We start from the raw sequence: 23,345 nt of genomic DNA, 5'->3' as shown, positions 1-23,345 counted from the left end.
CTTAAATTCTATTATTTTGTTTAAAAGAAACTGCCCTTCCCGCTAATCAGGCTTAGATTGAGAGAAGAGCAGCTTTTTTAGGCGAACCTACTCAACCTTTTTTACGTTCCAAGGAATGGCACCTTGAAAAACAGTTAGGTCCTTAAGATTTTTGGACGTTGTTAGAATCGTAGAATAGTGGCCAAAAAGGGTAAATGGCAAATAGTTATCCCACATATAGCTTTGTAATTCTTCCCAACCGTTTTTAGCCTCTTCTTGGGTACCTGCCGTTCGGATGCTAGCAAGCATCTCTGTCATCTTTTGGTCGTTGGTCCAGCCAACATAATTAGGATTAACAACCAATAGCTGTGATGGTGTCGTGACATACCCTGTACCCACGACCATCAAATCCCAGTTTTCCGGATTTTCTCTTCTTTCAATAAGAGTCGGCCAGTCAAAGATTTCTAGCTTTACCTTCATGCCGATTTGTTCCAGTTCTTCTTTTATAACAACTGCGGAATTGTACATATATTCGTAATCCCGCGTCGAATAAATAACAATTTCTTCGCCGTTATAACCGGCCTCTTTCAGCTTATTTTTGGCAGATTTCGGATCGGCCAGATTATAAGACTTTTTACCCGCGTCAGTAGCCCAATCCACTTGATCCATACTCATATAACCAGGACTTAGTTTATACAGATCCTTATTTCCGTAACTTGCGAGCATGATCGCATCCAAATCCAACGCTGTATTCACAGCATCTCTCATTTTTTGATTGGAGAATAAACCATGCTTTTTGTTATAAGTTAAATTCAATGTACCTTGATCAAAGGAAACATAAGTTTTTAAATCTTTGTTACTTTTCAAATCCTCATAACTGTCGTATGGCATAGCTGTCGCAATATCATATTCACCCGTTTGAACACCAGCCATTCTCGTGGACGGATCGTTTACAATATAATAATAGACTTCATCGACATAAGCCTTTTTCTTACCGGCTGTACCGCTAGATTCCTCATCGACAGATGCATAATCATCAAACCGTTTCAAACGGATATACTGATCTTGTTTCCACTCCACGAATTGGAAAGGCCCTGTCCCAATATACTCGGTGATGCCATCTTTTCCGGCCGATTCAATGACTTCCTTTGGCATAATGGCGGGAAATTGGCCTCTTCCTGCCATTATGTCTAATACATCGGCCACAAACGTTTGTAATTTTAGTTCTACAGTATAATCATCCTTCGCCTCGAATGTCGCCCCGCTCAACAGTAATTTTGCCCTGGATGATTGCTGGAGCCATCGGTTCATTGATGCTAATACATCCTCTGCCTTCATTTCCTTGCCATTATGAAATGGAACCCCTTTTCTTAAATGAAACGTGTAGGTTAGACCATCGTCACTTTTATCAATGGACTCTGCTAACATCGGGACTGGCTGCTGATTGGCATTTTGAGTGACCAGGGTTTCAAAAATATTCCTGGTCACCTCCAGAGCAACTGTTGTCGTCGTTAAATGAGTGTCTAGAGTGGGAGGCTGCGCATTAATCGCTATTTTTAAAGTTCCTCCCGTTTGTTCTTTATTACTTTCTTTTTTCGTGGAAGTAGAAGTGGTGTCACTGCTGCACCCCGCCAACAAAACCAATACAGTCAGGATCAAAAAAGCCATTTTTTTCACTATCATCATCCTTTCAAATGTATTTTTAGGAACTTTATACCTATTTTAATAACAAATTTGTTATTATAGTATTTGAATATAGATAATATTCTGAATTGAATATCTAAAAAATTTCTAAAGGAGGTAGCAATGGATTATCATCTTCTCACTTTTGTTACTGTTGCCGAGAAGAAAAACTTCACACGCGCAGCCGAGACATTACATATTTCCCAATCTGCCGTTACTTTGTCCATAAAGGTTCTTGAAAAACAATATGAGTTAAAATTACTGGACCGGAATAATAAATATGTGCGCTTAACAAAAGCCGGGGATATTTTGTATCATCATGCCAAACAAATACTCTCCCTTTACGATCGGATGAATCGTTTAATAGAGGATTTGTCACACTCAGCTAGCGGGATCATTACCATTGGTTCGAGTTATACTTTTGGGGAATATTTGCTGCCAAAAATCATCGCAGAATTTACCACAGATTTTCCACTCATTAAGCCGAATATCGCTATCAGAAACTCGCATCGAATTATTTCACAACTGCTTCGCGGTGAATTAGATTTAGGCATCGTGGAATGGATAGTGGAGAATCCAAAATTACAGTTCCAGCCATTTGCCCAAGATGAAATGGTTCTCATTGTTTCTCCTAAGCATCCACTTGCATCCAAGCAAGAAGTGGAGCTGCATGACTTAAAAGAAGAAACATGGATTATCCGGGAGATTGGTTCTGGTACCCGACAAGCCATCAATCAACTTTTCTCGGAAAACAACTTCTCACCCAGTGAAGTCCGCTCGTTTGGAAGCTCACAAATTATTAAAGAATCGGTTGAAGCCGGTTTAGGGATATCCATTTTATCCTTGCATACGATCCGTAAAGAATTAGAATTAAAAACATTACATACCTTACGAATTAAAAACAACCCAATTGTCCGCAATTTTTACTTTGTCATTCCTAAAATGGACATTCAACCGAAATCTGTCAGCTTATTTTTATCCTTCCTAGAAAACTATTCCACCTTAGACATTTTTGCTTAATACATATTGGTCATGAATTTATTATCTAGAAAAATATAGCTTTTACCTGTTTTCCATTTACTTGAGGATGGCTTCCTCTTTTTGCAAAATCGGAACCTCAACAGAGATGGTATCTGGATATTTAATTCCCATACCCGTATTTAAGGCAACAACTACATCCTGGTCTTTAATCCATCCTTGTTCTCTCAGTCTGCGGGCTGCTGCAAAAGTGGCAGCTCCTTCGGGACATACAAACGCCCCTTCAAGGCCCGCCAGCTTCTTTTGTTCTTCCAGCAAAACGTCATCTTCAATCGCCACTGCGCAGCCGTTGGTTTGATAAATGGCATCGAGCACTAAAAAGTCCCCCAAAGCCTTTGGCACATTAATTCCAAATGCTACCGTTTCAGAGCCATTCCAAAATTCGGATTCAGACTTGCCATCTTCCCATGCCTTAACGATGGGGGCACAGCCTTCCGCCTGAACGGCGACCAAACGGGGAAGGTCTCCTTCCACCCAGCCTAATTTCTTAAGCTCATTCAGTGCTTTATAAATACCGATAATTCCTACACCGCCTCCTGTTGGATATAAAATAACATCCGGCAGCTTCCAATCCAGTTGTTCAGCAATCTCAAGCCCCATGGTCTTTTTCCCTTCTATACGGTACGGTTCTTTTAATGTCGAGGCATCAAATAAACCAAATTCCTGAACGGATTGTGCTACGATTTTCCCCGCATCACTTATAAGTCCATCCACCAGATACAGATTCGAACCCGAGATGGCCGATTCATTTCTTGTAATCTTCGGGGCATCAATTGGCATGACAATGGTAGATTGAATCCCTCCCCTTGCCGCATAAAGGGCCCAAGCCGCTCCGGCATTTCCATTGGTAGGCATAGCGAGCTCTGTTACCCCTAATTCTTTCGCTTTGGAAACACCGACTGCTGCACCCCGGGCTTTAAAGGTTCCAGTAGGTATGATGCCTTCGTCTTTCATCAGCAAGTTGGGGATATTCATATCCGCACCCATCGCAGGCATGGGTAAAAGCGGGGTCATGCCCTCTCCAAGGGTCACGACATTTTTTTCATCGCAGACGGGAAGCAGCTCATGATACCGCCACAAGCTGGGGACCCTGCCCGCCAGCTCTTCTTTCGATAGCACCTTGCCCAGCTCTTCTAAATCGTATTCCACCAATAAAGGCGATCCGCAGGCGCATAACTGATTCTTTTGTTCATGTGAATAGGTACTGCTGCACTTAGGACAATATAAATGGGATACATAACTGTAGTTCATTGATACCACTCCATTTCGGACAATTGACTAGTATTTGTAAATCATCATACTTGATAGTTTAAGATATTTGAAATGAATATTTTTTATTGGAATCATATAGAATTCTCATGATAAATTTTCTTCCAAAATGAAATGATATAAAAGGGACTGCCCCCTTGGACAGCCCACACATTACTTTTTAAAACAAGGCTCTGTTAAATTTGGCTGTTGATTTCCGCTTCAGTCGCTCAGCGAACCCGCGGGCGTGCAGGAGAGCCTCCTTGGCGCTGGAAGCGCCTGCGGGGTCTCCCCTGCCCCGTACTCCCGCAGGAGTTGAGCGCCTTCCGCTCCAATCAACAGAGTTAAAAAAATCAACATTATCGCTTAACAGATCCTTAAACAAAAAGACTTTCCCTTAATTTGGACGGCTTGACTTCGGCTGGGATTGGACATTTGTATGGATGTACGGCCAGTTGTTCTTGTAATTCCTGTTTGGCCTGTTTGATAATATCTTGATTTTCCAAAGCTTTAATGGCTGTTAACGCTAAAACTTTGGCTACCTGCAGCAGCCCCTTGTGGGAAATGGATGACTTCCCTTGGGTGACCATCTGCCAGCTATGAAGGACTGTCCCTAAAGCAGAAGTCGTATACATGCACTGCGCCGTCGGGGTAATCCAGCTAACATCTCCCACATCGGTGGAACCGGAAAGAAATCCCTTCCCGTCAAAAGGAATCGGCTTTGCCGTCAAGAAAGGTCCTTCGGAAGGAATGGTGAGGTTTTGTAAACATATTTCCTCGCAATACCCGGCATTTTGTTTTTCTGCATCCGTTAAAGTATCCCAAATGCGTTCGGCAAAATCGTACTCTTCCATGGTATAGGAAGGCATTCCCACCTCTTGGATGGATTGTTCCAGCACGTTACCCAATGTATGGTTGGGATTATAGTTGGAGCAAGCTTTATCAAATACAATCTCGACCTCGGTTTGCGTCATTAAAGCGGCCCCTCTGGCAATATCGCAAAGACGGTCATAGATTTTCACTGTCTCCATCATGTTTTTCTCCCGCACTAGATAGAGAACCTCTGCTTCTGACTGGACCACATTTGGCGATATGCCGCCAGAGTTCGTGATGGCGTAATGAATCCGCGCTTCTTGATTGACGTGTTCACGCATAAAGTTTGCACCGATATTCATGAGTTCCACCGCATCCAACGCGCTTCTTCCTAAATGAGGGTTGGCCGCCGCATGGGCGCTTCTTCCCTTAAACCGAAAGTAAGCCTGGATGTTGGCTAAGGAACTACAGCCTTGAACACCTGTATGGCTTTTAGGATGCCAGCTTAGTGCGATATCCACATCATCAAATACCCCTTCACGGGCCATAAAGGTTTTTCCCGATCCGCCTTCTTCACCGGGACAGCCATAGAAGCGGACGGTCCCTTTCACTTGATTTTCTTCCATATATTTTTTTAAGGCGGCAGCAGCGGCCAAAGCACCGGTCCCTAATAAATTATGGCCGCATCCATGGCCGTTGCCCCCATGCTGTATCGCCTCCTGGTAGTCCACATCACATTTCTGGCTCAATCCAGACAAGGCGTCAAACTCACCCAAAAAACCAATGACCGGCTTTCCGGATCCAAACTCCCCGATAAAAGCTGTCTCAATGCCGGCTACTCCAGTTATAACCGAAAATCCCTCTTTTTTGAGCTGCTCACATAAATACCTGCTGGATACATATTCCTCAAATCTTGTTTCAGGATTTTCCCAGATAAAGTCACTAATCGACGTCCATTTCTCCTGTGTTTGTTCGATAAAATCATGTAACCAATCTACTTGATTCAAAATCATTTCTCCCCCGTTCATTCGTTTCATCTTATCACTAGACAAACTTGACCTCCGATGCCATTTTTTCAGATGTCACTTTCCCATATATCTTCCCGATTCCATCCTCAATGATGATGTTTGTTCCGAACGGTTCGGATAGCTCTTGCAGTCTTTTTAATATCGATTCATTCTTCGTAATTTCCGGAAATCCGTTTTGATGGCGTTTTTTTCCATGCGAAAGTTCTAACGGGTATAAGGTTATTTCGATTACTTCTCCATCCTTCATGGTCCAGAAGGGCAGGACGGACTCCATCATTTCCGGAATACTTAACAATCCCTTCGTGCCATTGAACGACTTTTTGTCCATTGCCTGCATGACACCAAATTCATTAGGGATTTTATGATTGTCGTAAAAATCCTGAGGCAAGGCATCCAGCGTTTCATTTTGGAAAATAAAGTTCCCCAAGCTGTGAAAAATCGGCCTTCCACGGTAAATTTCAATGCCCCTCATGGTGTGCGGACCATGGCCAATCACTCCATGAGCACCCGCATCAATAAACCGTCTCGCCGCTTTCCCCACAAAGTCAGCGCCAATCCGCTTATTGGTCCCCTTCATTTCATGGGCATGGAAGTTGACCATCACATAATCTGCTTGTCGTAAAGCATCATCAATGACCCCTTCGATGCGTTTCATATCATTTTCATTGGGTTCTGTTATAAGACCCTGCTCTTCTCCCGTTTCAAACACCATCGGGTATCCGTATTGATCCCTGCCAAATGGCAGCGTGCCTTCCGGAAAGGGCAGCATAAACGCTTCTTTAATCGACATTTGCGTGAATGAATTCACCTCTGTTTTATCGGCAATCGTCTTCAACACCGCAAGTTCTTCTGAACTGATGATATGCCTGCGTATATGGCGAAGACCATTGATTCCCGGGCGCCCCTTGATATTATGCCTTTGTTCCGTTGCCATGTGGGTCAAATGGGAAACGACTGAAACCGAGATAAACCCAATCCGCCCTGCGGTGGTATCTAGAAAAACGGGCTTTCCCGCTTCATATAAATTCTCTCCGGTGCCTGTATGTAGAATGCCGGCTTCGTCCAAGTGATGGTTTGTCGCTTCGAGTCCGTCAAATCCATAGTCAAATGCATGATTATTAGCTGTACCCACAAGATTAAATCCAAACGCCTTTAAATCGTCCAGCCGGTCTGGCGTGGTTCTGATATGTGTCCCGCCTGGAATCGCTCCGGGGGTACCTTCCTTGTTCAAAATGCTAATCTCGAGATTGGTAATCCTTCCATCCGCTTGCTTAATAACTTTTTCGATATTTTTAAAGCTTGCATCCTCATAACTGGGGATCCGTCGTGTTGGCAGATAATCACCGGTGGCTGCAAAAGAAATCGTTTCCTTCATATCCTGGCACCCCTATCTCTTTTTTTATTTTTTTATTAAATATGGCTGTTGATTGCAGCGAAAGAAGCTCAGCGAACCCGCGGGCGTGCCGGAGAACTTCCTCGGTGCTATAAGCGCCTGCGGGGGGCTCCCTGTATTAGAAAAATATTAAACTACCGCTTTATTTACCTTCAGGTTTTTGGCATTCAAAACAAATTGGGCCATTACCTTTACGCCGATTTTCATACCCCGTTCATCAATATCAAATCTTTCATTATGATGACCGGCCGCAAGCGTGGTTCCTACGATGCCAAAGGTCGCTAAGCCCCCGTTTCTTTTGACTCTTTCCATCATATAGGTCGCATCTTCAGAACCTGAGCTTTCATTCGTAAGTAAATGAACCTGCTCAATTTCCTCAATATTTTGGATGGATTGCTGAACATATTCCGCAAGTTCTTCGCTGCATTCCACCGATTTGGCCTCTCCCACGATGTCAATGTCAACATCCACCTGATGGGCCATCGCTGTTCCTTTCAAAATCTGGATAGCATTGGCCAAAATAAACTCATTGACCTCAGGGTTATCACCACGGGTTTCAATCTTTAACTTGGCGGAGGACGGAATAATATTTCTTCCGGTTCCGGCGTTTAGGACCCCCACATTGATTCTGGAGTTGCCGCCGCCATGACGGGGAATTGCATGCAGGTTAAGGACCGCAGAGGCCGCTGCAAGCAACGCGTTTCTGCCGTCTTCCGGTTTTTTGCCTGCATGGGAAGATACTCCAGAAAAGGTGACATCGATTTTGGTTGTCGACAAGTAGCCGTTATTGGAGCAAACTACCTCTCCTAGCGGAACGCCTGTCCCGATATGATTGGCAAAAAACACATCCACATCATCCAATACACCGGCGGCAACCATTGATTTGGCGCCGCGGACTCCCTCTTCCGCCGGCTGAAAAATCAGCTTAATTGTTCCTGACAATTCCTCCTTTATCTCGGAAAACAATTTCGCCACGCCTAATCCAATCGAGGTATGGGCATCATGGCCGCAGGCATGCATCATCCCTTCATTTATGGAACGGAAACCCATGGCTTCCGGGACATGTTCCGGATCGTTTGCTTCCACTAAATCCAGCGCATCCATATCAAAGCGAAGGCCAATCGTTGGTCCGGGGCGACCGGTTTCAAGGATTCCCACCACACCGGTATATCCGCCTTTTACGGAATCCAGCCATTTGGCATTGGCTCCTTGCGCCAGCGCCCGTTGTTCATGCAGCCGCAAGACCTCCTCTGGAGGAACCCCCATTCTTGCTTGGGTATCAATAACTTCTTTTCCGATTTTGATTTCATACCCCCACTCTTCCAGTTTTTCAGCCACTAAAGACGCGGTGCGGAATTCGAGCCATCCGGATTCAGCATGCTGATGAAAATCCCTTCGCCACTCAATCATCTCTGAAAAAATTTCTTCTATTAAATTGTTCATCTCCGTTTTCATTTCTTCACCCCATTTGTATTTTTTGAGGGACTATTGCTGTAAATGACATGCCACAAAATGGCCCGGTGCCTTTTCAACCCTTTCCGGTACAACTTGTTTACAGATGTCTTTCGCCAAGGGGCATCTAGTATGGAAAGTGCACCCAGACGGAGGATTAATAGGAGAAGGAATTTCTCCTGTTAGGTTAATCTTTTCTTGTTTCATTTTCGGATTTGGGTGTGGGATGGACGATAATAATGCCTGAGTGTACGGATGAAGCGGATTGGCAAAAAGCTCATCCGTCTCTGCTTCCTCGACCATTTTTCCCAGGTACATGACGCCAATTCGATCGGAAATATGCCTTACAACACTTAAATCATGCGCGACAAATAAATAGGTCAGTCCAAACTCTTCCTGTAAATCTTCGAGAAGGTTGATAATCTGCGATTGAATCGATACATCAAGGGCTGAAACCGGCTCATCACAAATGACCAGCTTGGGGTTCACGACCAATGCTCGGGCCAGACCAATTCTCTGCCGCTGGCCGCCAGAAAATTCATGGGGAAAGCGATAATACGCTTCCGCATGGAGACCCACCTTTTCCAGAATGTCAAAAACCCGCTCCATCCGCTCTTGACTGGTTCCGATTTTGTGGATCACCATCGGTTCGGCGATACTGTCTCCAATCCTTTTTCTCGGGTTTAATGAAGAATACGGGTCCTGAAACACCATTTGCAGGTCTTGCCGTTCTTTCCTAAACTCTGAGTCTGATAGTTTAAAAATATCCTTTCCCCCAAAAAAGACTTCACCTTCCGTAGGGGCGGTCAACCGTAAGATGGTCCGGCCCAGGGTACTTTTTCCGCAGCCAGACTCGCCAACCAGACCGTACGTTTCTCCTTCGTATAAATGAAAGGTGACATCATCGACCGCTTTCACAAATTTCTGGGTGACCCCTATCGAATTTTTAACTGGAAAGTATTTTTTAATACCTTTTATGTCTAGAAGCTTTTTCTCCTTCTCTGGTTCCGGTTGTGGCTCCCATTTTACCGCTTCATGTTGCATTCGATACAGCCTCCTCTATCTCTTTATAGTTCCAGCACATAATTCGTTTATGGTTATCCAGCGTTTCTAATTCCGGTTTTTCGCTCATACACTTTGCACTTGCATAAGGGCACCTTGGAGCAAATCGGCAGCCTTTTGGAATGTCATTCAATGAAGGGACCATACCTTTGATAATTGAGAGCTTTTGATTCCGGTCGCCTGTGAGTTGGGGAATCGAATTGATTAGTCCTTGCGTATAGGGATGGAGCGGATTTTCGAATAAGGAATCCACATCCCCTTCTTCCACCACTTCCCCTAAATACATAACGGCAACCCTTGTACAGTGCTGGGCGACGACACCTAAATCATGGGTAATCAGCATGATGCCCATGTCCAATTTCTGTCTCAGGCTGTCTATCAATTCCAATATCTGCGATTGAATGGTCACGTCCAAGGCCGTTGTCGGTTCATCCGCGATCAGCAGTTTGGGCTGACAAGCAAGGGCTATGGCGATCATGACCCTCTGCCGCATCCCTCCAGATATTTGGTGAGGATACTCATGAATCCTTTGCTCAGGCGCCGGAATCCCGATTAATTTCAGCATTTCAATTGCCCTTTGATGGGCTTCTTTTTTCGAAAGCTTTTGATGGAGCATAATCGGCTCCATGATTTGGTCTCCAATCGTAAAAACAGGATTAAGGGAACTTAACGGATCTTGGAAGATCATCGATATGTCGTTTCCCCTAATTTTTCTCATTTCAGATCCGGACACATTCAAAAGGTTTTTTCCTTCAAAATTAATTTCTCCATCATAAGTGGTGACCCCATTTTCTTCAAATAAACGTAAAATTGATTGTGCTGTCACACTCTTTCCGCATCCGGATTCCCCCACAATGGCTAACACTTCACCACGGTCTACATGAAAGGAAATTCCATCAACAGCCGTGACCTTTCCTCTTTCAGTTTGGAAATGAGTTTTAAGGTTATTTACCTCTAGCAGGTGATCTCCCATTTTCAAATGCCTCCTTCATCACTCGATTGCCCCAATTATTTCTTCGCCCGGTTTGTATGCGGGTCTAATAAGTCTCTTAATCCATCGCCAAACAGGTTTAAGCCCAATACACTTAAAATAATGGCAAACCCCGGGAAGAAGGTCATCCACCATGCATTAAAAATAACCAGTTTTCCATCATACAGGATGTTTCCCCAGCTCGGATCCGGTGCCGGTACGCCTACACCTAAAAAGCTCAATCCGGCTTCGATAATAATCGCATCCGCAAAAATAAAGGTTGCGTAAACAATCAACGGGGATAGAGTATTGGGCGCGATATGTCCCCAGATGATTCTTAGCGACGAAGCTCCTTGGGCCTTCATCGCTTCAATATACGTCTGTTCCCGTACGACCAGTGCCGCTGAACGCACCACCCGTGCGACATAAGGGGTAAAAACGGCACTTAAAGCGATAATGACATTTTCTACTTTCGTCCCTAACGCTGCCATTAAAGCGATAGCCAGCAAAATCGCCGGAAAGGCCATCAAGCCGTCACAAATCCGCATTAAAATATGATCCAAAATTTTATAATAGGAGGAATATAAACCAATGATCATTCCCAGGATCGATGTGATAATGGCAACAGACAATCCGACACCCATGGAGGCCCTTGCCCCATAGACGACCCTTGCAAATAGGTCGCGGCCCAAGTTATCGGTACCAAGCAAATGATCTGCACTAGGTGCTTTTAACCTGCTCGACACGACCATTTCATAGGGAGTATAAGACGAGAGCAACGGACCTACTAACGTAATAAGCAGAGTCAACAGGAGGATGACACTTCCTGTTACCGTCAATTTATTTGAAAAAAATCGGCGGACAAACAAACGTCTTCTTTCCCGGTTAATATCCCGTCTAAAATCGCTCAATTGCCGCTTTTTTTCCACAACCAGTTCCATTCCAAAACCTCCATTCAGGACAAAGTATGTTTACGCTTCTTTTTTCAATCGTACCCGCGGGTCAATGACACCATAGAGCAAGTCGACGATTAAATTGATCAGAACATAGGTGACGGTAACCATTAGAACCGTACCTTGGATGACCATATAGTCTCTTCGTTCTACTGAATTAATGATCAATTGGCCAATGCCGGGAATGTTAAATACCGTTTCGGTAACGGCCGCCCCGGCCACGAGTGTTCCAAAGGTTTGTCCAATAACCGTTAAAATTGGGATAAAAGCATTTCTTAAAGTGTGCTTATAGATCACTTTCCGCTCATGGAGCCCTTTTGCCCTAGCTGTTTTAATAAAATTTAAGTTCAGGGTTTCCACCATAGACGATCGGGTCATCCGTGCAATCAGTGCGGCTTGGCCAGTGCCCAAGGCAATCGCAGGCATAATGAGATATTTAAGATGTTCCCAGAATCCGGCACTTAATGGGCGGTATCCAGCTACTGGAAGCCACCTTAAATTAATGGCCAAAATAATAATCAAGAACAGTCCGAAGAGGAAATGGGGGATGGAGATTCCTAACAAGGAAATTCCCATAAACGTTTGGTCGGTAAGAGTGCCCCGCTTTCTGGCCGCGATTATTCCTAAAGGTAAGGCGATCAGAATGGCGGTAATTTGCGACAAAATGGCTAACGAAATAGTCGGGCCAAGATGCTCCACTATGGCAGCCGTTACGGGTTTATCCATAAAAAACGAATCGCCTAAATCTCCTTGGAATACCCCTTCGACCCAATGGAAATATTGTTGATAAACTGGGTCATTCAGTCCCAGGTCATTCTTCAATTGCGCGATATCTTCCTGGCTGGCTTCAGGACCGAGCATCACGGCTGCCGGGTCACCTGGGGTCAAATGGATTATCATAAAAACCACAATCGAAACAATTAAAAGAACCGGTATGAGTGAGAAAATCCGTTTTAAGATATATGATTTCAAATAAAACAAGCCTCCTTCAGCAGAAAAATGAACAGATTATTAGAGGCCGGCAAAAAGCAAGGTGAAACCTCACTGCTATAAGGTCCTAGTTGAACGTATGGCTCCAATGTCCATATGGTTTCAGCAGTGAGGGGCATCCCACCCAAGACAGCCTCTTGTTATCTAGTAAGTGATTATTTTGTCAGACTTGTATTCCAAAGAATCATTCCTTCAAAATAAGTATTTCCTTTGATTTCTTGATTTCTATAGGCATGGAACGTATAGTAATCGCCAATTTTGATGTATGGGACATACTCCTTCCAGGCATATTCCTGCATCTGTTCCCATACCTTATAGGCATCTTGATCTGACGCAGCTGTCCGAATTTGTTCCGTATACTGCTGCAGCTTTTCATCCACCGGCCAGCCAGCATAACCAGGGTCTAACGGCAAGGTTTGTGTCGGCAGTGAGACAGGAGAGAAACCGGTAATGAACGCATCCCAGGAAGCCGGGTCATTTCGTTTTGTGGTTAGTGTTGCCCAATCGACGACGTCCAGCTTTACCTTAATCCCGATTTTTTCTAATTCTTCTTTCAAAACCACAGCGGAATTATAGCTGTACTCGTAATCACGAGTTGTCAAAATGCGGATTTCTTCCCCTTTATAACTTGACTCTTTTAATAATTGTTTCGCTTTTTCTTTATCATGTTGGTTGTAATATTCTTTTCCGGCATCTGTGTACCATTTGGCTTGGTCTTTGTACATTAAGCCATTATCCAACCGATAAAATTTATCATTGCCAAAGGCTCCCATCAAAACATCCTTATTATTAATGCCAGTGTTAACCGCCTGGCGGAGCTTTTGGTCGGTAAATGGGCCCTGTTTTTTATTAAACACAAAGGTTAGTCCGCCATATAAATTTAAGATTGGTTTCATGTCGGAGGAACTGTCGACTTGTTCATAGTTATCATTTGGAATTTGATAGGCAATCTGGTACTGGCCAGTTGTTAGACCACCCATTCTAGTAGAACCATCCGTGACTACATTAAAGAAAATATTGTCCACGAAAGCTTCCTTTTTACCTGCCAAGCCGTCAGACTTAGCTTCGACTGGCTTGTAATCATCGTATTTTTCTACTTGAATATATTGGTCCGGTTTCCATTCCACAAGTTTAAATGGGCCTGTCCCAACAATTTCCTTAACGCCTTCTTTAGGGGCATTTTCAATAATTTCTTTCGGCATAATCGCGGCAAACTGATTGGTGGATGCAATAACATCCAATACGCCGACGGTTGGCTTTTCAACTTTTAATTCAACCGTATATTTGTCTTTTTCGGTAAATTGACCTTTTCCAATCGCATTGGCTGCACGTGTCGATACGGTTAACCAGCGATTCATGGATGCCACAACATCCTCAGCTGTCATTTCCTTGCCATTATGGAATTTAACACCCTGTCTTAAATGGAAGGTGTAGGTTAACCCATCATCACTTTTGTCGACTTTCTCGGCCAGCATCGGCTGCACTTCATAATCCGGATTCAGCACCAGCAATGTCTCAAAGATATGTCTGGCAATTTCTTTGGTGGCAGTGGTGGTGGAAACTTGGGGATCAAGTGTTGGCGGCTGTGCATCAATCGCAACCTGAAGGTCTCCCCCTTTTTTCACAGCAGAATCACCGCTGGCTGGTTTTTTTTCTCCGCTCGTGCTGTCCGAACTGCATCCGATTAGGGCAGCAGATAGCAAAAGAAGAACGGTGAGGAGCCAACTGAACTTTTTAAAACGTTTTGTCATAAATAAACCCCCTTTTTTTAATTGGTTATAAAAAATTCGGAAAACGGTATGTATAGTTGATAAAATAGAATTCTATTAAATTAACATGCGTTTTCCGATTCTTACCAAAAGTTGAACGGCTAATGGCAGCACAGCTTCATCGATATCAAATTGATGATGGTGATGCGGGGCTGGCAGCGGAGAGCCGATATTCATATAGGTTCCCTTCCCGCCTCTTTCCTGAACCCGCTTAATTAGGAAAGAAGCATCTTCACTGCCCAAACTAATGTCACAATCTTCTTTGAAACTAGTAAACCCATCAATTTGCTTGGCCTCTTCAAGAACGACGGAGATCATTTCGGGATCCGGCTGTATCGTCGTGGCTTCGCCAATGACTCCGATGCTGGATGTTAACCCGTGCATCAGGGCACTATGCTCGACAATGGTTTTAACTCGCTCCGATAGTTCTTCCTTTATGTCACCTGAATCGGAGCGGACCTCTATCACCATGGAAGCTTCGCTAGGGATAATGTTGGCCGCGGTGCCGCCTTCTAAGACTCCGACATTTACCCGGGTTGTCCCGCCGCTGAACCGAGGTATGGCATGGATATTTAGCAAGGCCGTGGCTGCCCCTAATAAGGCATTTCGGCCTTTTTCAGGAGTTCCTCCGGCATGGGATGGAACGCCGTAAAAATAGGCTTTCAGTTTAGAAGAAGCCAAGAATTTGGAATTTCCCCCATGAACTTCACCAAGCGGAAGGTCCAAGCCAAGATGCGAGCAAAACAGGTAGTCCACATCGTCGACAATCCCTTTTTGGGCCATGGCATACCCGCCGCGTCCGCCTTCTTCTGCTGGTTGAAAAATCAATTTCAATGTGCCGGCAAATTCCCGGTCTGCCATACTTTCAGCCAGCAGCAGCCCCATTGCCGTATGCCCGTCATGGGCACAGGCATGCATATTTCCTTTGAACTTGGAACCAAATTCCTTTATATTTGGATAATGTTCGTCAGCTTGGCTTTCTTGGATTGGCAAAGCATCGATATCAAATCGGAAAGCAACTGTCGGACCTTCCTTTTTGCCTTTTAACACGCCAACAACTGCTGTATGGCCGCCTTTCATTTTTTCCATGATGGCTGGGTCTGCCCCATTTTGTGCAGCTCTTTTAAACGCTTCCTCTAATTCATGCTCAGAAGGAACCCCTCGTCTTGAGTCAGAATCGATTGCATCCTGGCCATATAAGACGTGATAGTCTAATGATTTCAGTATTTCCACCACTTTAGATGCTGTTCGGAATTCAGTAAACCCTAATTCGGGATAACGGTGAAAATCTCTTCTTAACTGTATGACGTCCATGAAGTTTTCCCCCTTTTCTTTTCAATTTTTGTAAGACTTTGTCAGATACTTTGACAACCTGTCTTTAATTTATTAGAATAATAACAAAATTGAGATAATAAGAAAAATTAGTATTCTATATCATCAAGATTAGTTTTTTTAATCGTTGTCATAAATTTGGATAATTTTGCATAATCTTTTTAAATATCTTCCTTCCTGTGAAACAAAATAAAAAACTGCTCAAGTAACTTGAGCAGCCTTTTCATAAAACTACATTGTATATCTCATTGATAGTGTAATAATTTGGAGGTTTAATAAATCTATTAGAATAATGGAGTTCATAAAAATGGATTTTATTACAGTAAAAAAAGGAAAGAATAGCTGGAAACGGTATGTGTCTTCTTTAATTGTCATTGTTCTGTTTATCTTTGCCGGAGGGCTTCCATATGTCATGATTAGTGACTGGATCGTGGATACAGATGGAAACCCACATACCTATTTTGATTTTGAAAAAGAAGATTTTGTAGGAATTAACCCGTTACTGTATTTCGCCTTGATGAATTCCCAATTTTTGTTTTGGCTGTTGGGCCTGTTTGTTGCGATTCGTTTCATTCATAAACGAACATTCACATCTCTCATTACTCCCTATAGAAAAGTAGATTGGAAGAGAATTGGTTTCGGATTTATTATCTTCTTTGTAATCCAGGGTCTGACTTCCATCATCGATGCTATGTTAAACCCTGGGGATTACTCATTCAACGATATTAGAGTTCCCGATTTTTTAATTTTATTTGTGCTCGTTCTGGTTTTAACTCCCATACAGACGACTTGTGAGGAATTATTTTTCAGAGGATATCTCTTGCAGTTGATCGGGAAGTGGATTCGCCTACCGTTTCTTTTATCTCTAATAGCCGGTGCGATTTTTGGCGCCCTCCATTTCGTCAATCCCGAAATGGGATACTCCCCGATATTGGTTGGAGCGGATTATGTGATAACCGGATCCATTTGGTGTTATATCACCGTAAAAACGAACAGCAGTGAATTGTCGATTGGAGCGCACGCTGCGAATAATATGATGTTGGGGTGGTTCTTCACGATGAAGGACTCTGCCTTTGGTAACATTCCATCCCTATTTGTTATCCACAATATTAATCCTGCCACCTCACTCATGTGGACCCTCGTTACTCTTGGTCTTTTCCTATTCTTTTCATTGAAGAAATACAAATTCACCAGACTTTAGAAAAGAGGACAGTGGCCTTCCAGAAATGGCAAAGTCACTTTCCTCTTTTCTTGATCATATCAAAAACGTAATTAGATAAAGATATGTAATTCTTGATACTATGCCTTTTTATATCATTTTACTTAATAGCTAAAAACTAAATTTTCTCTTTAAGTTGTTTCTTAACGCTTACGTCCAGGTCCATTTCGTCAATCGTTTCTTTCATGGTATAGAACCAATTCTCCGCCCTTTCTGGAGCAATCTTGAAGGGGTGCCTCTCTTTTACCTGAGAAACGTGCGTTTCATTCCCCTCTGAAGCATCTTCGGAAACTAAGCGGTTAATAAACATCCGTTGGCGCTCCTTCAGCTGCTCAATATCCACACCCCTTTCTTTAAATATGGAAACATAGTAAAAGTCATTTAACAGTTTTTTATAAAAACGATCCACCAACTCGTTTACTTTTTCTTGTTCCAATGCAATCGTCATAGTCCTATCCCTCTTTTAATGAAAATGTTTTTCTACTATTAGTATAGTGTAAACCCAATAAAGGATTTGTGATTTATATCATAACATAACAAATTTAATCGGAAAATCATCTTTTCCCACGAAAAAAAGCCTTTCATCCGTTTTTACAACAAATGAAAAAGCCTTAGTCTCGTTTGCCTTTTCTATTAGGCTCTGTTAAACGATATTGTCGCTTTTTTATATACTCTGTTGATGGAGCGGATAAGCTCGGCTCCTGCGGGATTACGGGGCTGGGGAGACCCCTCAGGCGCTTACCGCGCCGACGAGGCTCCCCGGCACGCCAACGGGTTTGCTGAGCGACTGAAGCGGAAGTCAACACCCTTCTTTAATAGATTTTTCTATTTAAAAAAGAAAATGATATTAAAATACAAATGCTAGCAGGATACAAGAAACGATTACGGCAAATAATGAGCACAATACGTTAAAAAGAATTGATTTTTTAAAAGTAATGTCACCCTTTTTATACCCTAAATAAAAGGCATAATCGATAAATACGGTAATGATGATAATAATAGCGACAAATGCTAACAGAGTCATTTGAAGAACTCCCATTCCCTTCATACCCCCTTTTATTGTAAAATGGCAATAGTGTTTTGAGCCGCTGCTTTTTTTGCTGGAACAAAACTGAATACAATCCCAACAATAGACGAAATGCCAATAGCCAGCAATACTGTAAAAGAATCAATTTGAACATGAAATGGGAAGAAAATGGACAGGAATTGGGATAATAACCATCCAAAGAGGAGGCCAATGCAACCTCCCAATAAAGAAATAAGTATTCCCTCTAAAAGGAATTGATGCATAATCTGTTTTTTAGTAGCACCTAAAGCCCGTTTTACACCAATTTCACGCCTGCGTTCCGAAACGCTAGTATACATCATATTCATAATTCCGACACCGGCAATAAATAGGGAAATGCCGGCGATGGAGGCAACCACCATCGTAATGACGGAAAAGAGTTGGGAGATATTTTTAGAAACGGCAGATGTATTGGTAATGTCATAGGTTCCTAAGTGCCTGTTGATCCCCTCACTGGCTAGCTTCTGCTGTATCTCATGGATGATGGCATTGATTCGGTTTGGTTCGTTAACATAAAATTCTACATATTGAAATTTATTATTCTGGCCAAAATATTGATTAAATGTATTCTCAGGTACGAAAATAGGATTGGAGCCCGTGAGCTGATCTTGGGCCTCATATATACCGATAATCGTAAAAGTCTGTTCGTTTAGTTTGATGGTCTTGTTTAAAAAAATCGAACTATGCCCCAAATCCGCATTCAACAAATCGCTCGGAATCATCGCTACCTTTGAATGGTACATTTCATCTGTATCCGTTACCGTTCTCCCAATATATTCTGTTTCGATTGTTTTTGTTTGTTTTGAGACATCTGTGGTTCCCTGTAATTTTTGCTCCAGGTCATAATCTACATTGAGGACTTCATTGTCGTTTTCTTTCATCCTTACCTTATGAATTCCATCGATTGATGTTAGTAAGTTGACATCACGTTCATCAAAGAACGAAAAGTTATTATGATATAACTCCTCATTTTCTGGAAAAAAGTTGACCACTATCCGAATGCCATCTTCGTTCTTTCCTGTCAGATTTTCAATCGTATATTTTTCAAAACTTCTTCCGATTGAAACAACAGTAATGACAGCAGCCACACCAATCACTACTCCAATAATCGATAGGATGGCCCGATTGATATTCTGTTTAAAAATGGCCTTTACAGCCATGTACATAACCGGTATCGTCTTCATGTATTTACACCATTTGAGTAATGATTCCATCGGATAAAAAGATGGTTTTCTCTGCATAATCGGCTATCTTCTGATCATGCGTAACAAGGATGATGGTCGTTCCGTTCTCGTGAATTCTCTTAAAGATTCGCATAATTTCCTCTGATGTCTTACTATCTAATGCACCGGTGGGTTCATCAGCAATAATGAGCTCCGGATTATTGATGATCGCCCTGGCAATCGCAGCCCGTTGGAGCTGGCCGCCAGATAATTGGGCAGGATATTTATTGGCTTTATCCTTTATACCCACTTGATCAAGTGAAAGCAAGATGTCTCTTTTTCTTGAGATAAAATGGTTACTGTACAGCAACGGCAGTTGAAGATTTTCGTATATGGTGTAACGGTCTAGTAAATTAAATTTCTGAAACACAAATCCGATCATATGATTTCTCAATTTGGAAATTTCCTTATCGGATTGTTTGGTTATATCCCTGCCTTCCAACAGAAATACACCATGATAGTCATTGTCCAATAAACCTAATATATTTAAAAGTGTGGACTTACCTGACCCTGACCTGCCCATTATCGCAATAAATTCACCTTTTGCAATATTTAAATTTATATTTTTTAAAACGGATATCTTTTCACCCTCGACAAAATATTCTTTATCCAGATTACTTAACTGTATCATGTTCATCACCAGTGCCCAGGACTTTAATTTGTTCATTCATCTGCAGGCTTTGATCATTTAACTGACAGATTTGGTTAATCGTCTTTTCGCAAGATATTTTTCTTTTTAAATCCTCGTTATTTTTTTGTTTAAGGTAAACATATTGATTTCCCTGCTCGTCTTCCTCAATGGTATTTAGCGGCAGGTCAATTTTTTCTGATTTAAGCGTGACTACGACATCATATCCAATCTGAATATCGCCTTCTATGGCAAATATAACTTGGAATCGGGAAGATTCATTGCCAGCATCTTTTGGCAAATGAAGTTTTTTCAAAACCTTTCCCTTGAATTCACCATTAGACACAATATCGCGAATGGTTACGGGTGCATTTTCGGTGATTTCTTCAAAATCGAATTGGGAAACTTCGCTTAGAACAATTAAGGGATCCGATACGATTTTCAATAATTCATTCGTTTCAGGTTGGCCAATGTAATTGTTAAAATAAACCGTTCCATTTTGCTCAGCAAACACTTCATTTTTCATTCTTTTCGTTATGTATTCATTTTGGTTAAACAGTTCTTCTTTTTCTGCTGTTAACGCCTCAACGGAATCGATTTCGACCTTTTGTTCTGCCTTCTTCTGTTCGATGTCCATTTTCAGACTTTCGCGCTTGTCCGTTAAGGTTGCTAATTCAGCAGTCTTCTTTTTCAACAGGACGTCCTGTTCCGTATTATTGGTACCACTGTTCGGAACCTGATTGGTTTCATCGCTGTCAGCAGTTACTTGAGTCTGAACCGTCGAAGTACTGTCAATTTCCCGAGTAAGGGTTTGGATTTGCTGCGATATGGTTTGCACATCACTATCTAACTTTTTTAATTCATTCGATAGGCTTGCTATTTGAGATTCTTTTTTCGTAATATCATTTTGTAGTTTTGCTATCTTATCATCATTCATTTGTGCCTGGTCTTTCATTTCCTTATTAATGGCGGTTAGAATCAAGTCACCCTTTTTGACCAGCTGCCCATCCTTTACCGCAATCTCGGTTTCATATTGTTCATTGAATAATAGCTTAGTAACGATTTGTTCCTCTTCTGGATAAATCGTTCCATCTATTGAAATTGGCTCAGGACCTTTTATGGTATAATACTTGCTTTGTTCCTTTGCTTGAGTTGATTTCATTTCAAGTGGTTTTAATTGCAGGATGATAAAGTAGATAAATGCCGCTAATAAAACCGCCAACAGAGAAATGATGATAGTCCATAATCTTTTGTTATGTAGAAAACCTTTTCCTTCCATCCCCGATTCACCCTAATTCACTAAGTTCAGTTAATATAGCTGCGTTCAAATCTTGTTCATTGGTTAGCTTATATTTATGTTGTAATTTCGATGCCTTTCCATTATTTAAGATATATATTTCATCGGCTATAGAATGACAAAAGGCCATGTCATGTGTGGTGATAAACAGGGATTGGCCTTGTTTGGCAAATTGTAAAATATGTGATTTCAAAAATTCAATACTAACAAGATCCAATCCAATCGTCGGTTCGTCCATGACAATTAATTTAGGATTGATGATATCAATAAAACAAAGAGCCAGTTTTTGTTTCATGCCTCGAGAAAAGTTTTTCACCAATTTACGATTTTTTCCATCTAATCCATAGGCCGCTAATAACCGTTCAAGCTCTTTATTTGGGAGATTTTTCTTATATAGAGCGCAGTAGTACTGTAAATTTCCAAGAGCGGATAAGTACTCGATATATAATGGCTCATCCGGCATGTAACCAAACTCTTTTTTCACTTCCGTTGGAAAAGGCTGTTTCAAGGTTTGGTTTTGAAAAATGATTTCCCCCTCATCGCAGCCTAAAATCCCTAATAGGATTTGGACTAATGTGGTTTTCCCCGCCCCATTTGCCCCAACCAGAAAAACAATCTGCCCTCTTTTAATATTGATGGAAATATCATCAAGAACCTTATTAGTTTGATTATAGGTTTTTGAAATATTACGTACTGCTAATACATCTTCCATATGTAACACCCCGATTAAATGATCCACTGAAAACATAATTGAACAAGGAAAATCAAACTGTATAAAATAACCGGAAACAATAAAACCCGATATTTTTTAAACAGCCCATAGATGATGATCCCTACCTGGAGCAACGTAAATAGTCCCCAATAAGGTAGGTAGTAACGATTGTCCAAAATATCTACTGTATTGTGTGTGGAAATCATGATCACGACTTGAATCGCAAAGTTTAACATAACAGCATATAAGCTAGTATAGTAAACCGTAATAATGTCGGAATAACTTAAATTCGACAGACTCTTCTTCTTCCATCTTTTTTGCACCCTCAGGCCCACGTACAAAATAAAACTAGTAACATATAAGTTAAATAATGTATTGATAAATTGGACCGGAATTTGGAAGTACATACTATTGAGCATTTGGAAAAACTGCTGGATTTTATTGAGCTCCGCTTCAGAAAAACTCGATTGTAAAGTCTGTTCTAAATCACGATAAATAAAAAAAATCCCTGTTGTAGATCGTTCATAAAAAAAGGCATATAGGAAAATGAACATCAATAATAGAACAACAATGAACAATCTATTAGATAGAACATTTTTCGCCATATCATATCCCCCCTATAACTTCATTGAAATATTGGCCTCAATCAATGCAGCAAGAATGTTTAACAAACAGACGGCCAATAGCGCGAAAAAAATGTACTTTATGTAAAATTTAACGTTAATCCTGTTTTTGCTTCTCCCCATTTGAATCATCAATAATATTGGAAGAAACCCTACTGAAATACTAATAATCATCGATGGAATTTCAAATATTCCATGAGGGACTATTTTTAACAAGCTATCGAATATTCCCCAATGGTTCACTCCATAGGAAAAGACGGAGCCAATGGTGAATCCATTTAAAATGGCTAATCCAATATTGACCAAACCCAAACTAAGGATTCCCAAAAATAATAGAAAGGAAAGGGTCATATTATTGACCAAAATTTTGGCAAAGGAATACGTCATGTTATCTTTCATATGTGTATCCTCGGAATAATATCCACCTATAAACGATAGGGTTAGAATGAAAATGGTAAGAATATAACTTATGACAATGATTTTATCTACCCTTCTAATAGACAGATTTGGCGTACTCTCCATAAAAATTCTTCCAGCCCTTTTTGATTTTTTGGATAAATACCAGATAGACGGCAAAATGCACAAGGAAACCGAAGATCACGATGAGCAATGTGGCAAAAGGATTAGGGATAAGTGTCTTTATGATAAACATAAAGTTAATATCCAAATATACAATGAACATCGAAACGGCAATACTCTTTAATGATGCATATTTGTCGAGGATGGCTAAATCATTTTGATACGATGTTTTATATGAATTAAAATAGTTTACGGCGAAGCTGTACAACAAAATAAAGGTTCCATAAACCGGGATAAGACTAATGGATGATAGCCAATTGATCCGAAATATGATGGATAAAAATAAAT

Annotated in this window: 22 protein-coding genes; 2 read left to right on the top strand and 20 right to left on the bottom strand. The window is 41.6% G+C overall.

Translation table 11 applies throughout. The annotated features are described in order from the left end of the window. Window positions 1-87 precede the first annotated feature (87 nt). Entirely contained in the window at window positions 88-1,647 is a 1,560-nt protein-coding gene (locus ACY8D0_RS25075) for an ABC transporter substrate-binding protein (RefSeq protein ID WP_462413611.1), read from the bottom strand. A 138-nt stretch (window positions 1,648-1,785) separates the two neighbouring features. On the opposite strand from ACY8D0_RS25075, the gene ACY8D0_RS25070 reads away from it, so the two are divergent. Further along, window positions 1,786-2,682 carry a LysR family transcriptional regulator gene (locus tag ACY8D0_RS25070; protein WP_462413195.1) on the top strand — a complete coding sequence of 299 codons (897 nt, stop codon included), beginning with the start codon at window positions 1,786-1,788 and terminating at the stop codon, window positions 2,680-2,682. 57 nt (window positions 2,683-2,739) lie between these two features. Here the strand turns inward: ACY8D0_RS25070 and ACY8D0_RS25065 are convergent, their stop codons facing one another. The 10 genes from ACY8D0_RS25065 to ACY8D0_RS25020 all read right to left on the bottom strand — a co-directional run bounded on the left by ACY8D0_RS25065 (window position 2,740) and on the right by ACY8D0_RS25020 (window position 15,692). Then, on the bottom strand, window positions 2,740-3,951 hold the full coding sequence (locus ACY8D0_RS25065; RefSeq protein WP_462413194.1) for a threonine synthase: 1,212 nt from the start codon (window positions 3,949-3,951) through the stop codon (window positions 2,740-2,742). A gap of 374 nt (window positions 3,952-4,325) precedes the next feature. Beyond that, complete coding sequence (locus tag ACY8D0_RS25060; protein ID WP_462413610.1) at window positions 4,326-5,774, bottom strand: M20 family metallopeptidase; 1,449 nt, start codon at window positions 5,772-5,774, stop codon at window positions 4,326-4,328. Between the two features lie 31 nt (window positions 5,775-5,805). Continuing rightward, a complete protein-coding gene (locus tag ACY8D0_RS25055; protein WP_462413193.1) occupies window positions 5,806-7,164 on the bottom strand; it encodes a CapA family protein in 1,359 nt (452 codons plus the stop codon). Window positions 7,165-7,311: 147 nt separating this feature from the next. Beyond that, window positions 7,312-8,637, bottom strand: coding sequence for an amidohydrolase (locus ACY8D0_RS25050; protein WP_462413192.1), 1,326 nt, complete (start codon window positions 8,635-8,637; stop codon window positions 7,312-7,314). A gap of 30 nt (window positions 8,638-8,667) precedes the next feature. Continuing rightward, window positions 8,668-9,678 carry an ABC transporter ATP-binding protein gene (locus ACY8D0_RS25045; protein WP_462413191.1) on the bottom strand — a complete coding sequence of 337 codons (1,011 nt, stop codon included), beginning with the start codon at window positions 9,676-9,678 and terminating at the stop codon, window positions 8,668-8,670. Further along, the gene (locus tag ACY8D0_RS25040; protein ID WP_462413190.1) at window positions 9,668-10,669 is read right to left on the bottom strand and encodes an ABC transporter ATP-binding protein; all 1,002 of its coding nucleotides are present in this window, start codon (window positions 10,667-10,669) and stop codon (window positions 9,668-9,670) included. Before ACY8D0_RS25040 ends, ACY8D0_RS25045 begins: the two co-directional genes overlap by 11 nt. A 35-nt stretch (window positions 10,670-10,704) precedes the next feature. Further along, entirely contained in the window at window positions 10,705-11,607 is a 903-nt protein-coding gene (locus ACY8D0_RS25035) for an ABC transporter permease (RefSeq protein WP_462413189.1), read from the bottom strand. 30 nt (window positions 11,608-11,637) lie between these two features. Further along, window positions 11,638-12,591, bottom strand: a complete 954-nt coding sequence (locus ACY8D0_RS25030) for an ABC transporter permease (RefSeq protein ID WP_462413188.1) — start codon at window positions 12,589-12,591, stop codon at window positions 11,638-11,640. Window positions 12,592-12,764: 173 nt separating this feature from the next. Continuing rightward, on the bottom strand, window positions 12,765-14,360 hold the full coding sequence (locus ACY8D0_RS25025; protein WP_462413187.1) for an ABC transporter substrate-binding protein: 1,596 nt from the start codon (window positions 14,358-14,360) through the stop codon (window positions 12,765-12,767). 75 nt (window positions 14,361-14,435) lie between these two features. After that, window positions 14,436-15,692 carry an amidohydrolase gene (locus tag ACY8D0_RS25020; RefSeq protein ID WP_462413186.1) on the bottom strand — a complete coding sequence of 419 codons (1,257 nt, stop codon included), beginning with the start codon at window positions 15,690-15,692 and terminating at the stop codon, window positions 14,436-14,438. A gap of 325 nt (window positions 15,693-16,017) precedes the next feature. On the opposite strand from ACY8D0_RS25020, the gene ACY8D0_RS25015 reads away from it, so the two are divergent. Next, window positions 16,018-16,911 (top strand): CPBP family intramembrane glutamic endopeptidase, encoded by an 894-nt coding sequence (locus tag ACY8D0_RS25015; RefSeq protein ID WP_462413185.1) that lies wholly within the window; start codon window positions 16,018-16,020, stop codon window positions 16,909-16,911. Window positions 16,912-17,047: 136 nt separating this feature from the next. On the opposite strand, the gene ACY8D0_RS25010 is transcribed toward ACY8D0_RS25015, so the two are convergent. From ACY8D0_RS25010 to ACY8D0_RS24970, 9 genes are all read right to left on the bottom strand, one after another. Further along, window positions 17,048-17,377, bottom strand: a complete 330-nt coding sequence (locus tag ACY8D0_RS25010) for a globin domain-containing protein (protein WP_462413184.1) — start codon at window positions 17,375-17,377, stop codon at window positions 17,048-17,050. 399 nt (window positions 17,378-17,776) lie between these two features. Continuing rightward, complete coding sequence (locus tag ACY8D0_RS25005; protein WP_462413183.1) at window positions 17,777-17,968, bottom strand: hypothetical protein; 192 nt, start codon at window positions 17,966-17,968, stop codon at window positions 17,777-17,779. A gap of 17 nt (window positions 17,969-17,985) precedes the next feature. Beyond that, the gene (locus tag ACY8D0_RS25000) at window positions 17,986-19,179 is read right to left on the bottom strand and encodes an ABC transporter permease (RefSeq protein ID WP_462413182.1); all 1,194 of its coding nucleotides are present in this window, start codon (window positions 19,177-19,179) and stop codon (window positions 17,986-17,988) included. Window positions 19,180-19,183: 4 nt separating this feature from the next. Beyond that, window positions 19,184-19,849: an ABC transporter ATP-binding protein gene (locus ACY8D0_RS24995; RefSeq protein WP_462413181.1), complete on the bottom strand. Its 666-nt coding sequence runs from the start codon at window positions 19,847-19,849 to the stop codon at window positions 19,184-19,186. Continuing rightward, the gene (locus ACY8D0_RS24990) at window positions 19,833-21,125 is read right to left on the bottom strand and encodes an HlyD family secretion protein (RefSeq protein WP_462413180.1); all 1,293 of its coding nucleotides are present in this window, start codon (window positions 21,123-21,125) and stop codon (window positions 19,833-19,835) included. Before ACY8D0_RS24990 ends, ACY8D0_RS24995 begins: the two co-directional genes overlap by 17 nt. A 7-nt stretch (window positions 21,126-21,132) precedes the next feature. Then, window positions 21,133-21,855: an ABC transporter ATP-binding protein gene (locus ACY8D0_RS24985; protein WP_462413179.1), complete on the bottom strand. Its 723-nt coding sequence runs from the start codon at window positions 21,853-21,855 to the stop codon at window positions 21,133-21,135. Window positions 21,856-21,869: 14 nt separating this feature from the next. Next, window positions 21,870-22,460 carry a hypothetical protein gene (locus tag ACY8D0_RS24980; RefSeq protein ID WP_462413178.1) on the bottom strand — a complete coding sequence of 197 codons (591 nt, stop codon included), beginning with the start codon at window positions 22,458-22,460 and terminating at the stop codon, window positions 21,870-21,872. 12 nt (window positions 22,461-22,472) lie between these two features. Then, window positions 22,473-23,000 carry a stage II sporulation protein M gene (locus ACY8D0_RS24975; protein ID WP_462413177.1) on the bottom strand — a complete coding sequence of 176 codons (528 nt, stop codon included), beginning with the start codon at window positions 22,998-23,000 and terminating at the stop codon, window positions 22,473-22,475. Next, on the bottom strand, window positions 22,972-23,345 hold a 374-nt coding region (locus tag ACY8D0_RS24970), incomplete at its 5' end, for a hypothetical protein (protein WP_462413176.1). The genes ACY8D0_RS24970 and ACY8D0_RS24975, both read right to left, overlap by 29 nt.

The sequence above is a fragment of the Neobacillus camarae genome, from assembly GCF_054950115.1.
The sequence above is the reverse complement of the archived record's forward strand: the minus strand, read 5'-3'. Positions and strand labels throughout refer to the sequence as shown.

What these genes read in the sequence shown, in the direction of transcription:
- ACY8D0_RS25075 (WP_462413611.1), bottom strand. Translation starts at nt 1,647, where the DNA reads ATGGCTTTTTTGATCCTGACTGTATTGGTTTTGTTGGCGGGGTGCAGC.
- ACY8D0_RS25070 (WP_462413195.1), top strand. Translation starts at nt 1,786, where the DNA reads ATGGATTATCATCTTCTCACTTTTGTTACTGTTGCCGAGAAGAAAAAC.
- ACY8D0_RS25065 (WP_462413194.1), bottom strand. Translation starts at nt 3,951, where the DNA reads ATGAACTACAGTTATGTATCCCATTTATATTGTCCTAAGTGCAGCAGT.
- ACY8D0_RS25060 (WP_462413610.1), bottom strand. Translation starts at nt 5,774, where the DNA reads ATGATTTTGAATCAAGTAGATTGGTTACATGATTTTATCGAACAAACA.
- ACY8D0_RS25055 (WP_462413193.1), bottom strand. Translation starts at nt 7,164, where the DNA reads ATGAAGGAAACGATTTCTTTTGCAGCCACCGGTGATTATCTGCCAACA.
- ACY8D0_RS25050 (WP_462413192.1), bottom strand. Translation starts at nt 8,637, where the DNA reads ATGAAAACGGAGATGAACAATTTAATAGAAGAAATTTTTTCAGAGATG.
- ACY8D0_RS25045 (WP_462413191.1), bottom strand. Translation starts at nt 9,678, where the DNA reads ATGCAACATGAAGCGGTAAAATGGGAGCCACAACCGGAACCAGAGAAG.
- ACY8D0_RS25040 (WP_462413190.1), bottom strand. Translation starts at nt 10,669, where the DNA reads ATGGGAGATCACCTGCTAGAGGTAAATAACCTTAAAACTCATTTCCAA.
- ACY8D0_RS25035 (WP_462413189.1), bottom strand. Translation starts at nt 11,607, where the DNA reads ATGGAACTGGTTGTGGAAAAAAAGCGGCAATTGAGCGATTTTAGACGG.
- ACY8D0_RS25025 (WP_462413187.1), bottom strand. Translation starts at nt 14,360, where the DNA reads ATGACAAAACGTTTTAAAAAGTTCAGTTGGCTCCTCACCGTTCTTCTT.
- ACY8D0_RS25020 (WP_462413186.1), bottom strand. Translation starts at nt 15,692, where the DNA reads ATGGACGTCATACAGTTAAGAAGAGATTTTCACCGTTATCCCGAATTA.
- ACY8D0_RS25015 (WP_462413185.1), top strand. Translation starts at nt 16,018, where the DNA reads ATGGATTTTATTACAGTAAAAAAAGGAAAGAATAGCTGGAAACGGTAT.
- ACY8D0_RS25010 (WP_462413184.1), bottom strand. Translation starts at nt 17,377, where the DNA reads ATGACGATTGCATTGGAACAAGAAAAAGTAAACGAGTTGGTGGATCGT.
- ACY8D0_RS25005 (WP_462413183.1), bottom strand. Translation starts at nt 17,968, where the DNA reads ATGGGAGTTCTTCAAATGACTCTGTTAGCATTTGTCGCTATTATTATC.
- ACY8D0_RS25000 (WP_462413182.1), bottom strand. Translation starts at nt 19,179, where the DNA reads ATGAAGACGATACCGGTTATGTACATGGCTGTAAAGGCCATTTTTAAA.
- ACY8D0_RS24995 (WP_462413181.1), bottom strand. Translation starts at nt 19,849, where the DNA reads ATGATACAGTTAAGTAATCTGGATAAAGAATATTTTGTCGAGGGTGAA.
- ACY8D0_RS24990 (WP_462413180.1), bottom strand. Translation starts at nt 21,125, where the DNA reads ATGGAAGGAAAAGGTTTTCTACATAACAAAAGATTATGGACTATCATC.
- ACY8D0_RS24985 (WP_462413179.1), bottom strand. Translation starts at nt 21,855, where the DNA reads ATGGAAGATGTATTAGCAGTACGTAATATTTCAAAAACCTATAATCAA.
- ACY8D0_RS24980 (WP_462413178.1), bottom strand. Translation starts at nt 22,460, where the DNA reads ATGGCGAAAAATGTTCTATCTAATAGATTGTTCATTGTTGTTCTATTA.
- ACY8D0_RS24975 (WP_462413177.1), bottom strand. Translation starts at nt 23,000, where the DNA reads ATGGAGAGTACGCCAAATCTGTCTATTAGAAGGGTAGATAAAATCATT.